The sequence below is a fragment of the Streptomyces sp. Ru62 genome, from assembly GCF_002920615.1.
In the GTDB taxonomy this organism is placed as follows: domain Bacteria; phylum Actinomycetota; class Actinomycetes; order Streptomycetales; family Streptomycetaceae; genus Streptomyces.
The window spans coordinates 80,033-92,962 of record NZ_PQSU01000025.1; the positions used below are offsets into that span (position 1 = coordinate 80,033).

12 protein-coding genes are annotated in these 12,930 nt (G+C 71.6%); 5 read left to right on the forward strand and 7 right to left on the reverse strand.

Annotated features, from left to right (window positions below):
- The first annotated feature begins 88 nt into the window (after window positions 1-88).
- Window positions 89-1,432, forward strand: coding sequence for a M14 family metallopeptidase (locus tag C3492_RS30335; protein ID WP_181140630.1), 1,344 nt, complete (start codon window positions 89-91; stop codon window positions 1,430-1,432).
- Window position 1,433: 1 nt separating this feature from the next.
- Here C3492_RS30335 and C3492_RS30340 read toward each other — a convergent pair whose 3' ends face one another.
- The 5 genes from C3492_RS30340 to C3492_RS30360 all read right to left on the reverse strand — a co-directional run bounded on the left by C3492_RS30340 (window position 1,434) and on the right by C3492_RS30360 (window position 6,003).
- Window positions 1,434-1,991, reverse strand: a complete 558-nt coding sequence (locus C3492_RS30340) for a hypothetical protein (protein ID WP_103815896.1) — start codon at window positions 1,989-1,991, stop codon at window positions 1,434-1,436.
- 133 nt (window positions 1,992-2,124) lie between these two features.
- On the reverse strand, window positions 2,125-3,603 hold the full coding sequence (locus tag C3492_RS30345; RefSeq protein ID WP_103815835.1) for a GntP family permease: 1,479 nt from the start codon (window positions 3,601-3,603) through the stop codon (window positions 2,125-2,127).
- Window positions 3,604-3,719: 116 nt separating this feature from the next.
- Window positions 3,720-4,130, reverse strand: a complete 411-nt coding sequence (locus C3492_RS30350) for a RidA family protein (RefSeq protein ID WP_103815836.1) — start codon at window positions 4,128-4,130, stop codon at window positions 3,720-3,722.
- Window positions 4,127-4,891, reverse strand: a complete 765-nt coding sequence (locus C3492_RS30355; protein WP_103815837.1) for an IclR family transcriptional regulator — start codon at window positions 4,889-4,891, stop codon at window positions 4,127-4,129. Before C3492_RS30355 ends, C3492_RS30350 begins: the two co-directional genes overlap by 4 nt.
- Window positions 4,888-6,003 carry a sugar kinase gene (locus C3492_RS30360; RefSeq protein WP_103815838.1) on the reverse strand — a complete coding sequence of 372 codons (1,116 nt, stop codon included), beginning with the start codon at window positions 6,001-6,003 and terminating at the stop codon, window positions 4,888-4,890. Before C3492_RS30360 ends, C3492_RS30355 begins: the two co-directional genes overlap by 4 nt.
- A gap of 171 nt (window positions 6,004-6,174) precedes the next feature.
- On the opposite strand from C3492_RS30360, the gene C3492_RS30365 reads away from it, so the two are divergent.
- Both C3492_RS30365 and C3492_RS30370 read left to right on the forward strand, forming a co-directional pair.
- Window positions 6,175-7,446 (forward strand): amino acid deaminase, encoded by a 1,272-nt coding sequence (locus tag C3492_RS30365; protein ID WP_103815839.1) that lies wholly within the window; start codon window positions 6,175-6,177, stop codon window positions 7,444-7,446.
- A 9-nt stretch (window positions 7,447-7,455) separates the two neighbouring features.
- Entirely contained in the window at window positions 7,456-9,066 is a 1,611-nt protein-coding gene (locus C3492_RS30370) for an amidohydrolase family protein (RefSeq protein ID WP_103815840.1), read from the forward strand.
- A 7-nt stretch (window positions 9,067-9,073) separates the two neighbouring features.
- Here the strand turns inward: C3492_RS30370 and C3492_RS30375 are convergent, their stop codons facing one another.
- Complete coding sequence (locus tag C3492_RS30375) at window positions 9,074-9,922, reverse strand: serine protease (protein WP_103815841.1); 849 nt, start codon at window positions 9,920-9,922, stop codon at window positions 9,074-9,076.
- 180 nt (window positions 9,923-10,102) lie between these two features.
- A complete protein-coding gene (locus tag C3492_RS30380) occupies window positions 10,103-10,921 on the reverse strand; it encodes a hypothetical protein (protein ID WP_258055974.1) in 819 nt (272 codons plus the stop codon).
- 126 nt (window positions 10,922-11,047) lie between these two features.
- Here C3492_RS30380 and C3492_RS30385 point away from each other — a divergent pair, with 126 nt between their 5' ends.
- Complete coding sequence (locus tag C3492_RS30385; RefSeq protein WP_103815842.1) at window positions 11,048-12,259, forward strand: pyridoxal phosphate-dependent aminotransferase; 1,212 nt, start codon at window positions 11,048-11,050, stop codon at window positions 12,257-12,259.
- Between the two features lie 89 nt (window positions 12,260-12,348).
- The gene (locus tag C3492_RS30390; RefSeq protein ID WP_103815843.1) at window positions 12,349-12,768 is read left to right on the forward strand and encodes a hypothetical protein; all 420 of its coding nucleotides are present in this window, start codon (window positions 12,349-12,351) and stop codon (window positions 12,766-12,768) included.
- Window positions 12,769-12,930 lie beyond the last annotated feature (162 nt).

Sequence of the window (12,930 nt, forward strand, 5' to 3'; positions counted from 1 at the left end):
ACTCACAGGAAGCCCGACCCAGGGCCCCGAAGGTTCGCATCCGCACGTCGCACGGGAACACCCCACCTCCACCCCACAAGGAGAGTTCATGCGACTTCGCATCCGCGGCTCCGGCGCGCGCGGCGGCAGACGTACCGCCGCTCTCGGTGCACTGCTGGCCCTCGCGCTCGCCGCCCCGGTCTCGACCGGCGTCGACCATGCCACCGCCGACAGTGTCCGCAAGCTCGAATCGGCCGACGACGGCGTTCGGCAGTACGAGATCCACCAGAGCACGACACCCGTGACGCGTACGGCCATCCAGGCGACCGGTGTCACCGTCGACGAGGCGGACGAAGAGACGGTCGTCGTGTCCGGGCGGGCCGAGCAGATCCGGCGGCTTCGGCAACTCGGTTACGAGGTCCAGCCCTTGGGCGCGGTGCCGCAGCGGTCCGGGGCGCGGCTCTACGACTTTCCCAGCGCCGACTCGAAGTACCACAACTACGCCGAGATGAACGCCGAGATCGATCAGCGGCTCGCCGCCTACCCGGGCATCATGAGCAAACGGGTGATCGGGAAGTCGTACCAGGGGCGGGACATCGTCGCCATCAAGGTCAGCGACAACGTCGGTACCGACGAGGACGAGCCCGAGGTGCTGTTCACCGCGCATCAGCACGCGCGGGAGCACCTGACCGTGGAGATGGCGCTCTACCTGCTGCGCGAACTCGGCGCGGGGTACGGACCGGACTCCCGGATCACCGACATCGTCAACAGCCGGGAGATCTGGATCGTCCCGGATCTGAATCCGGACGGGGGCGAGTACGACATCGCCAGCGGGTCGTACCGGTCGTGGCGGAAGAACCGGCAGCCCAACTCCGGCTCCTCGTACGTCGGTACGGACCTCAACCGGAACTGGAACTACAAGTGGGGCTGCTGCGGCGGGTCGTCAGGGTCGACGTCCTCCGAGACCTACCGCGGGTCCGCCGCAGAGTCCGCGCCCGAGGTGAAGGTCGTATCCGACTTCGTGCGCGGCCGGGTCGTCGGCGGCAAGCAGCAGATCAAGGCCGGCATCGACTTCCACACCTACAGCGAGCTGGTGCTGTGGCCGTTCGGGTGGACGTACAACGACACCGCCACCGGGATGACCGCGGACGACGCCGCCGCCTTCAAGGCCGTGGGGCGGAAGATGGCCGCCAGCAACGGGTACACCGCGGAGCAGTCCAGCGACTTGTACATCACCGACGGGTCCATCGACGACTACCTCTGGGGCGTGCACAAGATCTTCGACTACACCTTCGAGATGTATCCGACGTCCAGTTCCGGAGGGGGGTTCTACCCGCCCGACGAGGTCATCGAGCGGGAGACCTCCCGGAACAAGGACGCCGTGTTGCAGCTGCTGGAGAACGCCGACTGCATGTACCGGTCGATCGGCAAGGCCGCCCAGTACTGCGGTTAGGTCACGCCTCCTCGAAGTAGGCGTCGAGCACCGCGTCGAGCTGCTCGTCCCACTCCTTGAAGCGCGCCCTGGCCGCCGCCTCGATCTCGATCGGGTACCAGCGGCGGTCAGGGGTGTGCACAGTGATCGTGTAGCGCTTGCCGAAGCGGGGCGACTCCGTCTCCACGGCCGCGATCTCGTCCCAGCGGAACTCGCAGGCCTCCTCGTCCAGGCTGAGGCGGACGCCCTTGTGGTCGGCCACTATCCGCGCCCGGCGGTCGGACGCCTCGAAGACCGGGCCGTCGGCCTTGTCCTCGGTGTCCGCGTCGGTGACGGTCCCGGCGTCCGCCCCGCCGGCGTCCACCCGTTCAGAGGACGCCGGTTCGGAGGACACTGGTTCGGAGGACCGCGGCTGTGCCGAGTCCCCTACCGGTGCGGTCCCCAACGCCGGCTCCGGTGACTTCGTCACCTCGTCCGTCGGCGTCGGACCCGTGATCCCCGGGACGAAGGCCGGGTCGAAACCGGCGCCCATCACGGGCTCGGCCTTCACCAGGTCGACCTTCACAGGTGCGGCCTTCAACGGCCCGGCCTTCAAAGGCTCCGCCTTCGACGGCGCTGCCTTCGACGGCTCCGCGGCCTCGGTCGGCTCGTTGCTCGATCCTATGCGCTGCTCCACGGCGGCAGTATGGACGACTTCCCTGTGCCGGAACCAGTCAGCCCACGAACACGCTGACCACCGCCGCCACCACGAACCCCGCCAGTGACAGCACCGATTCCAGGACCGTCCAGGTCCGCAGCGTGTCCCGTTCACTGATGCCGAAGTACTTGGCCACCATCCAGAATCCGCCGTCGTTGACGTGCGAGGCGAAGATGGAACCCGCCGAGATGGCCATGATGACGAGGGCGGTGAAGGCCTGCGAGTGGTGGCCCTCGGAGAGCAGGGGCGCCACGATGCCCGCCGTCGTCACGATCGCGACCGTCGCCGAGCCCTGGGCGACCCGCAGGACCACCGAGATCAGGTAGGACAGGACGATCACGGGCAGGCCCACGTCGTGGAACGTGTCCGACAGCGCCTGCGCCACGCCGCTCGCCTTCAGCACGGCACCGAAGACGCCACCGGCGCCGACGACCAGCAGGATGTTGCCGATGGGCTTCAGGGACGCCGTCGACACCGTCTCCAGGGACTTGCGGGACCAGCCGCGGCGGATGCCGAGCAGGTAGTAGGCGAGGAGGAGGGCGATCGTCAGGGCGACGAAGGGGTGGCCGAAGAACTCGACGACCGAGCGGCCGGTGGAGGGATCGAGGGCGATCGAGGAGAAGGTGGCGGCGAGAATCAGGATCAGCGGCGTACCGATGATGGCGAGGACCGTGCCCAGCGGCACCGGCTCCTCGCGCGGCTCGACACCCGAGGCGCGCTGCTCCTGGAGGACGGCCTGCTTGGCGTCCGCCGCCGCCTCCACCATGTCCTGCGGTACGGCGACGAAGATGCGGCGGCCGATCCACGCGGAGTACGCCCAGGCGGCCAGCACGGCGGGGATGCCGCAGACCACGCCCATGAGGATGACCCAGCCGAGGTCGACGTGGAGCAGTCCGGCGGCGGCCACGGGGCCCGGGTGCGGGGGCAGGAAGGCGTGGGTCATCGACAGGCCGGCCAGCAGGGGCAGGCAGTACAGGAGGATGGACCTGCCGCTTCGCTTGGCGGCGGCGTAGACGATCGGCGCCAGGACGAAGATGCCGACGTCGAAGAAGACCGGGATGCCGAAGATCAGGCCGGTCAGGCCCATCGCGAGGGGGGCCCGGCGCTCGCCGAACAGGGCGAGCAGGCGCGAGGCCAGTACCTCCGCGCCCCCGCTGACCTCCAGGACGGCGCCGAGCATGGTGCCGAGGCCGATGATGATCGCGACGTGGCCGAGGATGCCGCCCATGCCGGATTCGATGGTGGACACCGCGTCCGAGCGCTGGACCGTGCCGAAGAGTTCGGTGACCGACAGGCCGGCGAGCAGGCCGACGGCTATGGAGACGGCGAGCAGGGCGACGAACGGCTGGAGTCTGACCTTGATGATCAGGAAGAGGAGCAGGGCGATGCCCACGGCGGCGACCGTGAGCAGTCCGGCCGTGCCGTCGACGAGGAGGAGCAGGCCTCCGGTGTGGGGTGGTGCGGCGGGAGCGGGGGCGGCGAGCGGATAGGACATAAGGGGGTCCTCTACGTAAATGCATACTGCTTTCGGGCAGGGGGGAGCGCGGCACGGCGCCCCGTGAGGTGCCGTGCCGTACCGGACGTGCGGGAGGTGCGAGGGGTGAGGGGACGTCAGCCGAGGACGGCGAGGGCGTCGATCTCGATGAGGAGGCCGGCCGGCAGACCGACATAGACCGTCGTGCGGGCGGCGGGCGGCTGGGTGAGGCCCTGCTCCTCGAAGTAGGCGTTGTAGATCTCGTTCATCTCGGCGAAGTGGTCGACGTCCGTGAGGTAGACGCGGATCATCATCACGTCGTCCCAGTCGGCGCCGCCCTCCTCCAAAATCGCCTTGACGTTGGCGAGGGTCTGGAGGGTCTGCACGCGCAAGGTGGGGCCGGCGGGCGTGGGGGGCTTGCCCTCCTCGGCGGGCAGGAAGCCGACCTGCCCGGCGACCTGGAGGATGTTGCCCTTGCGCACGCCGTGCGAGAACTTGGCGGGCGGGGTGGTGTGGGTCTTCGGGGTGAGGGCGATCTTGTCGGTCATGCGGTGCGGTCCTTCACTGGGGTGCGTCCGGAGTACTCGCCGCTGATCGCGTCCGCCGTACGGCGCACCAGCGGGAGCAGGGTGAGGAGTTCGTCGGCGGTGACGACCACGTTCGGCGCGGACACCGACATGGCGGCGACCACCCGGCCGTCCGCGCCGCGGATGGGGGCGGCGACGCAGTTGATGGACTCCTCGTGGCCACCGAGGTCGGTGGCCCAGCCCTGTTCGCGCACCGTGGCCAGCTCCTTCAGGAATGCCTCGGCGTGGGGGGTCGAACGGGCCGTGTACAGGGGGTAGTCGAGCTGCTGGGCGAGGGCGCGGCGCTCGGGTTCGGGCAGGTCGGCGAGGAGCAGCTTGGCCACGGCGGCGACGGTGATGGCGACGGGCTTGCCGATCCGCGAGTACATCCGGACCGGGTAACGGCTGTCGACCTTGTCGATGTACAGCACCTCGTTCTCCTCGTAGACGGCGAGGTGGACGGTGTGACCGCACTGTTCGTTCAGCCGTACGAGGTGGGGGTGGGCGATCTCGCGGATGTCGAGGTTCTCCATCGCCTCCTGCGCGAGGGCGAAGAGGCGGGCGCCGAGGCGGTAGCGCTGGTCGGACTGGCGGTAGACCAGGCCGTGTTCGTGCAGCGTGCGCAGGAGGCGCAGGGCCGTGGACTTGTGCACGCCGAGGCGGTCGGCGACCTGGCCGAGGTCGGCGGGGCCCTCGGCGAGCAGCGGCAGGATGCTCAACGCGCGGTCGACGGTCTGACTCATGGAATGTTCGCCTCCTCCTCGGCCTGCTCGGCTTGCGTCCAGCCGGGGCCGAGTCGAAGTCTCCCCCATGCGCCGTCGTCCAGGGCGGCGAGGCGGTCGGCGAGGCAGCGGGCGGGGGGTGCGGCCAGGTCGCCGGGGGTGGTGAGGGCGGCGGCGGCGAAGAGGTGGCCGTGCCGGAGCCGGTCCCTGACGGTCAGCCCCCGCAGGGTCGCCGAGAGGAAACCGGCCGCGAAGGCGTCTCCCGCGCCGGTGGTCGCCACGACGGCTGTGCACAGGGCGGGCACGAAGACGGGCGGGGTGGCACCGGGCCGGGAGTCGGCCACGCGGTCCGGCGCCGACGGGGCACCGCCCTTCTCCGGGACGTCCGCCGACCGCGCGGCACGACCGACCGCGGGGAGCGGACGCGCGAAGGCCGTCGCACCCTGCGCCCCTTGCTTCACCACCAGCACCGCCGGCTCCGGCAGCACCCTCCGGATCGCCTCGGGGCCGCCCGTGACGTCCCATGCCTGCTCCGCCTCGTCGGCGCCGACGAACACGATGTCCGCGCGCCGTGCCAGGTCCAGCAGGAGCTGGGCGCCCTCGCCGTCCCGCCACAGTCCCGGCCGGTGGTTCACGTCGAAGGACACCAGAGGGCGCCCGGGGACGGGGGCCGTCAGGGTGTGCAGCAGCTCCCGGCACTCCTCCGACAGCGCGGCCGTGATGCCGGTCAGGTGCAGGACGCGGGCCGACCGGGCCGCCGCGAGGTCCACGTTGGTCACGGACATCGCCGACGCCGCCGAGCCCGCCCGGTAGTACGCCACCTCGTGCGCGCCCGTCCCCCGGTCCCCGGCGGTGCGGAAGTAGACGCCCGTGGGCCGGGCGGGGTCCCGGTGCACGGCGGTGACGTCGACTCCGTACCCGGCGATCCGCTCCAGCAGGTGGTCGCCGAAGCCGTCCGCGCCGACGCGGCTGACCCAGCGTGCCGTGTGCCCGAACGCGGCCAGGGCGCAGGCGACGTTGGACTCGGCGCCGCCGATGGCCCGGTCGAAGGAGGGGACGTCGGCGAGGCGGCCGGGGCGGCTGGGCAGGAAGGTGACCATGGACTCACCTAGCGCCACCACGTCCACGTCCATGACATTCCGCGGGTGCGCAACGGCCGAGGCGTAAGCAGCGTCGTTGATGATGACTCCTGTCGATCGCCAGGCCGGCGGATCCGTTGACCCGGTGTTCGGCGAGATGCTAGACACCTGTAAGCAATACACGCAATGGTCGTTGCAGATAATGCAACGCCTGAGAGGGGCTCCATGGGCACCGAAGCGCTCACCCGCCTTGCCGAGGAACGTGTCGACCACCGCTTCAAGGGCCTCCCCCCGGACGCCGACGGCCTGACCGTCGCCGAGCTGGCCGCCCAGCGCCGCAACCTCTTCCGGGACGGCGACGGCTTCACCACCCCCGTCCTCGCGCTGTCCGCCGAGCGCCTGGAGCACAACCTCGCGCTGATGGAGACGTACACCGCCCGGCACGGTCTGGCCTTCGCCCCGCACGGCAAGACCTCCATGGCCCCGCAGCTCTTCCAGCGCCAGATCGAGCACGGCGCCTGGGGGATCACGCTCGCGGTGCCGCACCAGGTGCGGGTGGCCCGCGCGTTCGGCGTCCAGCGGGTCTTCCTCGCCAACGAGCTGGTGGACGCCCCCGCCCTGCGCTGGATCGCCGGTGAGCTGGCCGCCAACCCGGACTTCCGGTTCGTCTGCTACGTCGACTCCGTGCGCGCGGTGGAACTGATGGACGCGGCCCTCGCGGGCACGGCCCGCCCGGTGGACGTCGTGATCGAGCTGGGCGCGGGCGAGGGGGCCCGGACGGGCGTGCGGACGGAGGCGGAGTGCGCGGCCGTCGCCGCGGCCGTAGCCGCCGTGCCGACCCTGCGCCTGGTCGGCGTGGCGGGCTACGAGGGCGAGGTGCCGCGGGCCGATCCGGAGCGCGTGCGGGCGTATCTGCTGCGGCTGGTGGCGCTGGCCGCCGAGCTCGACAAGGACGGGCGGTTCGGCGAGGCCGAGGAGATCGTGGTGAGCGCGGGCGGCAGCGCCTGGTTCGACGCGGTCGCCGACGTCTTCGCCGGGATTCCCGGACTGTCGAAGCCCGTACTGAAGTTGCTGCGCTCGGGCGCGTACGTCTCGCACGACGACGGGCACTACCGCAGGCTCACCCCGTTCGGCCGGGTGCCCGAGGAGGGCGCCCTGGAGCCCGCCTTCCGGCTGTGGGCGCAGGTCGTCTCCCGGCCGACCCCCGAGCAGGCCTTCGCCAACGCGGGCAAGCGCGACGCGGCCTACGACCTGGACCTGCCCGCCGCCCAGGTGGTACGCCGGAACGGCGAGGAGCGCCCGGCCACCGGCATCACCGTGACCGGGCTCTCCGACCAGCACGCCTGGCTGCGCACGGACCCGGAGGCGGACCTGGCGGTCGGTGACTGGATCGGCTTCGGTCTGTCCCACCCGTGCACGTCATTCGACAAGTGGCAGCTGATCCCGGTGGCCGAGGCGGACGGCACGGTCGTCGACTACATCCGTACGTTCTTCTAGGAGGCCCCCGTGGAGGACCTGGTCATCCGGGACGCCGACGTCGTCGACGGCAGCGGGGCGGACGCGTACCGCGCCGATGTCGTGATCGACGCCGGCCGGATCGTCTCGATCGTCAAGGAGGCCGCCGCGGCGGGCTGCCAGCGCCCGCGCGCCATGCGGGAGATCGACGCGGAGGGCCTGGTCCTCTCCCCCGGCTTCATCGACATGCACGCCCACTCCGACCTGGCCCTGCTGCGCGACCCCGACCACAGCGCGAAGGCCGCGCAGGGGGTCACGCTGGAGGTGCTGGGCCAGGACGGGCTGTCGTACGCCCCGGTGGACGACCGCACGCTTCAGGAGGTGCGCCGGGCGATCACCGGCTGGAACGGGTACGGCGAGGACATCGACTTCGACTGGCGGAGCGTCGGCGAGTACCTGGACCGGCTCGACCGGGGCATCGCCGTGAACGCGGCCTATCTGATCCCGCAGGGCACGGTCCGGGCGCTCGTCGTCGGCTGGGAGGACCGCGTGGCGACCCCCGAAGAGCTGGACCGGATGCGGCGGTTGGTGGCCGAGGGGCTGGAACAGGGCGCGGTCGGGCTGTCCTCGGGGCTGACGTACACGCCCGGGATGTACGCCGGGGACGCCGAACTGACCGAGCTGTGCCGCGTGGTGGCGTCCTACGGCGGCTACTACTGCCCGCACCACCGCTCCTACGGCGCCGGCGCCCTGGAGGCCTACGCCGAGATGGTCGGCCTGGCCCGGGAGGCGGGCTGCCCGCTGCACCTCGCGCACGCGACGATGAACTTCGGCGTGAACAAGGGCCGGGCACCGGAACTGCTCGCGCTGCTCGACCGGGCCCTGGAGGCGGGCGCGGACATCACGCTGGACACCTATCCCTACACCCCCGGCTGCACCACGCTGGCCGCGCTGCTGCCGAGCTGGGCGAGCGAGGGCGGCCCCCAGGAGATCCTGGCCCGGCTCACCGATCCCGCCACGGCCGAACGGATCCGGTACGACCTGGAGGTCACCGGCTCGGACGGCTGCCACGGCGTGCCGGTGGAGTGGGAGACGATCGAGATCTCCGGCGTGACCGATCCGGGCCTGGCCGACGTCGTGGGCCGCACCGTCCGGGAGGCGGCGGAGCTGCGCGGCGAGACCCCCTGGGCCACGGCCCACCGGCTGCTGGTCGGGGACCGGCTCGGGACGACCATCCTCCAGCACGTCGGCCACGAGGAGAACGTCCGCGCCATCATGCGCCACCGCGCGCACACCGGCGGCTCCGACGGCATCCTGCGCGGCAGCAAGCCGCACCCGCGCGCGTACGGCACCTTCCCGCGCTACCTCGGCCACTACGTGCGGGAGTTGGGGGTGCTGACGCTGGAGGAGTGCGTCGCCCACCTCACCTCCCGGCCCGCGGCGCGGCTGCGGCTGCCGGACCGCGGGCTGGTGCGCGAGGGCTACCGGGCCGACCTGGTCCTGTTCGACCCGGAGACGGTCGCGCCCGGCGCCACCTTCGCCGAGCCGCGCGGACTGCCGGCCGGTATCCCGTACGTGCTGGTCGACGGCCGGTTCGTCATCGAGGACGGCAGGCGGACGGACGTCCTCGCGGGGCGGTCCGTCCGCCGTACGCCGCTGTGAGACGTGCCTACGGCTTGGGCAGGGTGCAGCCGGCGGCGCTCAGGTTCAGCTTGTTGCCGGTGGTGAAGCAGGCCGGGATGTTGTAGGTCTCCTCGGCGTAGTTGATGCCCTGGCGGACGGTGACGGTGCCGTTCGCGTCGACCTCGCACGGGTTGTTCACCGTGCACCGCTGGCCGTCCTCGTTGCCGGTGTTGTTGACGGCGACGACCTTGCCGGTGGCGGTGTCGATGACCGGGGAGCCGGAGGTGCCGCCGATGGTGTCGCAGGCGGAGGTGTAGCGGACCGAGTCCTTCCAGGTCCAGTCGCCCTCCTTCAGCCGGTACACGAACCCGTCGATGTTGCAGCTGTAGATGCGCTTCCAGTAGCCGGAGACCACCTTGATGGCGGTGCCGGCGACCGGGTGCGTGTCCTGCACGGTGAGCGGGCTGATGCCGTACGAGTTCCTGATCGCCGCGTAGGTGGTGGTGGTGCGGTAGATCGTGACGTCCGTGTCCGTCATGGTCGAGTAGACGACCTGGTTGGCGCGGAGGGTGGCGACCTTGGTGCCGGCGGAGTTCAGCAGGCCGAAGGTACGGCTGGAGGACTGGCCGGTGATGACCTCGCCGGGGTCCGGGAAGCCGGTCTCCAGGCAGTGACCGTTCGTCAGCACGAGGGCCGGGTCGGTGTCGGCGGAGCCCGGGAAGCGGATGACGGAGCCGGAGCAGTTGCTGAGCGAGACGGTGCCGGCGAAGTCGACGGTCGCCTTGACGGCCTTGGCGGTGTGCGGGGCGGTGGTGTGCGCGGCGGCTGTCGCGGGGGTCGCGCCCAGCCCTGCCAGGGCCAGGGAGGAGAGCGCGGCGACGAGAGGCTTCTTCATGTGGGGGTCCCCTCTTACGACTTGGGCGACCGGAGTGCTCCGGTCGCCCACTGGTTGTCATGCGCATTCTCAGCGTCGAAGAGGAGCGGGGACAAGACGCCGTGTCAGGTCATAGGGGTTTCCCTGTGCGACCGGGCCGCGACGGAACCGCCGTGGCGCGGCACGGATCCGACGCGGCGCTCAGCGCGGGTGCTTCGTGGTGCCGTGGCCGTGGCCGTTGCCCCTCCCGGGGGTGACGGACGGGGAGGGCGTCGGCGCGCCGGACGACGCCGTCACCGTAGGGGCCGGTGTCGTCGTCCGCGTCGGCGCGCCGGACGGCGACACGCCCGGCGCCGAGGGGGTGGTGGCCGCCGGGCCGTCGGCCGTCCCGCCGTTCGTGTCGCGCACGGTGCCGCCGTCCGGGGAGGCGGCCGAGCGCGACGGCACCGGGTCGCCGGCCTCCGGGGCACTCACGCTCGGCGAGCCGGTGTCGCCGCGCGGGCTCGCGGAAGCGGAGCCGACGTTCACGCTCCCGCCGTCCTCGGGACGCGCGCCGGACGGGGAGCCCGAGCCGCCCAGCGCGGCGAACCCGGCCACGGCACCGGCCACGCCGAGGACCCCGGCGACGACCGCCACCCGGCGCCGGCCGCCGGCGCGACGCGCGGCCCGCCGCCGTCCGGCCCGGCCCTCGCCGGGCACACCGGTGGCCGTGACGGGGCCGTCCGGAAGCGTCACCTCCGCGCGGTCCCCGGCTTCGGGCGTCGCGACGGGCTGCGCAGACTCCTGGCCCCCTTCAGTCGCATCCGCCCCGTGCGCCTCATATGCCTCGTGCAGCGCGGGCAGTTCGCGGGTCGCGTCGTAGGCGTTCTGCCAGCCGTGCGCGGCGGCGGGATCGGCGTACTGCTCGTACGCGGGGGCCGGAGCCGGCTGCGGGTGGTACACGTTCGGCCGGGTCCCGGGCGCGCCACCCGCTCCATTCATGCCGCCCGCCCCCGCCTCGTACTCCCGTTCCGTGGACATGCCAGCGAATTGTAGGGACGCAAGCGACTCCTGAGACAGCCGACGGTGATATCCGGGCAAACCTTCGTGTCTCACGTGGCGGAAAACACGAGCCATGAGGCGTTACCGGGCCGTAAGCTCACGCACATGCAGGTGATCCAGTCGACCAAGCTCGCCAACGTCTGTTACGAGATCCGGGGCCCGGTTCTCGAAGAGGCCATGCGGCTTGAGGCGGCGGGCCACCGCATCCTCAAGCTCAACACCGGCAACCCGGCCGCCTTCGGTTTCGAGTGCCCCCCGGAGATCCTGGAGGACATCCTCCGCAACGTCTCCACCGCGCACGGCTACGGCGACGCCAAGGGCCTGCTGGCCGCCCGCCGCGCGGTCGTGATGCACAACCAGACCCTCGGCATCGAGACCGACGTCGAGCACGTCTTCATCGGCAACGGCGTCTCCGAGCTGATCGTGATGGCGATGCAGGGCCTGCTGGACGACGGCGACGAGGTGCTCGTACCGGCCCCGGACTATCCGCTGTGGACGGCGGCCGTGTCCCTCTCCGGGGGTACGGCGGTGCACTACCGCTGCGACGAGCAGTCCGACTGGATGCCGGACCTCGCCGACGTCGAGCGCAAGGTCACCGACCGCACCAAGGCGATCGTCATCATCAACCCGAACAACCCCACGGGCGCGGTCTACGACGAGACGGTGCTGCGGGGCCTGACGGACATCGCCCGCCGGCACAACCTGCTCGTCTGCTCCGACGAGATCTACGACAAGATCCTCTACGACGGCGCCACGCACACCCCGACCGCGAAGGTCGCCCCGGACCTGCTGACCCTCACCTTCAACGGCATGTCGAAGGCGTACCGGGTGGCCGGCTACCGCGTCGGCTGGATGTCGATCTCCGGCCCGCGCGCCCACGCCGACTCCTACATCGAGGGCCTGACGATCCTGGCGAACATGCGGCTGTGCGCCAACATGCCGGGGCAGCACGGGGTGGTCGCGGCGCTCAGCGGACGCCAGACGATCAACGACCTGGTGCTGCCGGGGGGCCGGCTGAAGGAGCAGATGGACACCGCCTACGAGCTGCTGACGCGGATCCCGGGGGTGAGCTGCGTACGGCCCAAGGGCGCGCTGTACCTGTTCCCGCGCCTGGACCCCGACGTCTTCAAGATCAAGGACGACCGGCGGATGGTGCTGGACCTGCTCCGCAAGGAGAAGATCATGGTCGTCCAGGGCACGGGCTTCAACTGGCCCGAGCCGGATCACTTCCGGGTGGTCACGCTGCCCACGGTGGGGGACCTGCGGGACGCGGTGACCCGCATCGGCAACTTCCTGGACGGATACAGCCAGCCGTAGTCGATGGGCTCCGTTCCGTGACCCGACTCAACTTTAGACGAAATCCAAGCTAAGATGGCTTCCTGTCAGAGCACAGGAGGCCATCCCCCATGTACGAGCCGATCCGCACCAAGTCGGTCCACAGCACGATGGCCGGCACCGCCTCGGACTTCCCCCACCGGTCGCGCGAGGAGGAGCTGGACATCCAGCTCGCCGGGCACCTCGCCGCGCTGCTCGCGGTCACCGACGAGTTGCGCGCGCTGACCCCGTCCCCCGACCTGGACACGGCCGCGGAGCGCCTCGCGGCGCAGGTGGCCCGGCTGCGGGGAGGACGTACGCCCCTGCGGGCGGCGCCGGCCGCGGCCGGTGACCCCGCCGCCCTGCACCGGCGCGCGCACGCCCTCGCCGGGCGCGCGCTCGTGGTCGCCGCGTCGCGTGCCGACACGGCGGTGGCGATCCTCTCGGCCGAGCGGATGGACGCGCACACCGCCGCGCTGTCCGCCGACCCGAAGGAACTCAGCACCGCCTGACCCCTGCCGGGGTCCCCCCGATCGGCCCCGGTCCGCGCGCACCCGCAGCGACGCGCGGACCGGGCGCCATACGCTGCGCTCGGCCCGGGCCGGATGGCGGGGTGCGGTGCGTTGTCCTCTGCCGGGCGCCGGTCCCCGTGGCCGGGCCCCGGTCCCCGTGGC

Coding starts and splice junctions, on each gene's coding strand:
- C3492_RS30360 (WP_103815838.1), bottom strand. CDS start 6,003: ATGGACGTGGACGTGGTGGCGCTAGGTGAGTCCATGGTCACCTTCCTG.
- C3492_RS30365 (WP_103815839.1), top strand. CDS start 6,175: ATGGGCACCGAAGCGCTCACCCGCCTTGCCGAGGAACGTGTCGACCAC.
- C3492_RS30350 (WP_103815836.1), bottom strand. CDS start 4,130: ATGACCGACAAGATCGCCCTCACCCCGAAGACCCACACCACCCCGCCC.
- C3492_RS30390 (WP_103815843.1), top strand. CDS start 12,349: ATGTACGAGCCGATCCGCACCAAGTCGGTCCACAGCACGATGGCCGGC.
- C3492_RS30345 (WP_103815835.1), bottom strand. CDS start 3,603: ATGTCCTATCCGCTCGCCGCCCCCGCTCCCGCCGCACCACCCCACACC.
- C3492_RS30375 (WP_103815841.1), bottom strand. CDS start 9,922: ATGAAGAAGCCTCTCGTCGCCGCGCTCTCCTCCCTGGCCCTGGCAGGG.
- C3492_RS30380 (WP_258055974.1), bottom strand. CDS start 10,921: ATGTCCACGGAACGGGAGTACGAGGCGGGGGCGGGCGGCATGAATGGA.
- C3492_RS30355 (WP_103815837.1), bottom strand. CDS start 4,891: ATGAGTCAGACCGTCGACCGCGCGTTGAGCATCCTGCCGCTGCTCGCC.
- C3492_RS30385 (WP_103815842.1), top strand. CDS start 11,048: ATGCAGGTGATCCAGTCGACCAAGCTCGCCAACGTCTGTTACGAGATC.
- C3492_RS30335 (WP_181140630.1), top strand. CDS start 89: ATGCGACTTCGCATCCGCGGCTCCGGCGCGCGCGGCGGCAGACGTACC.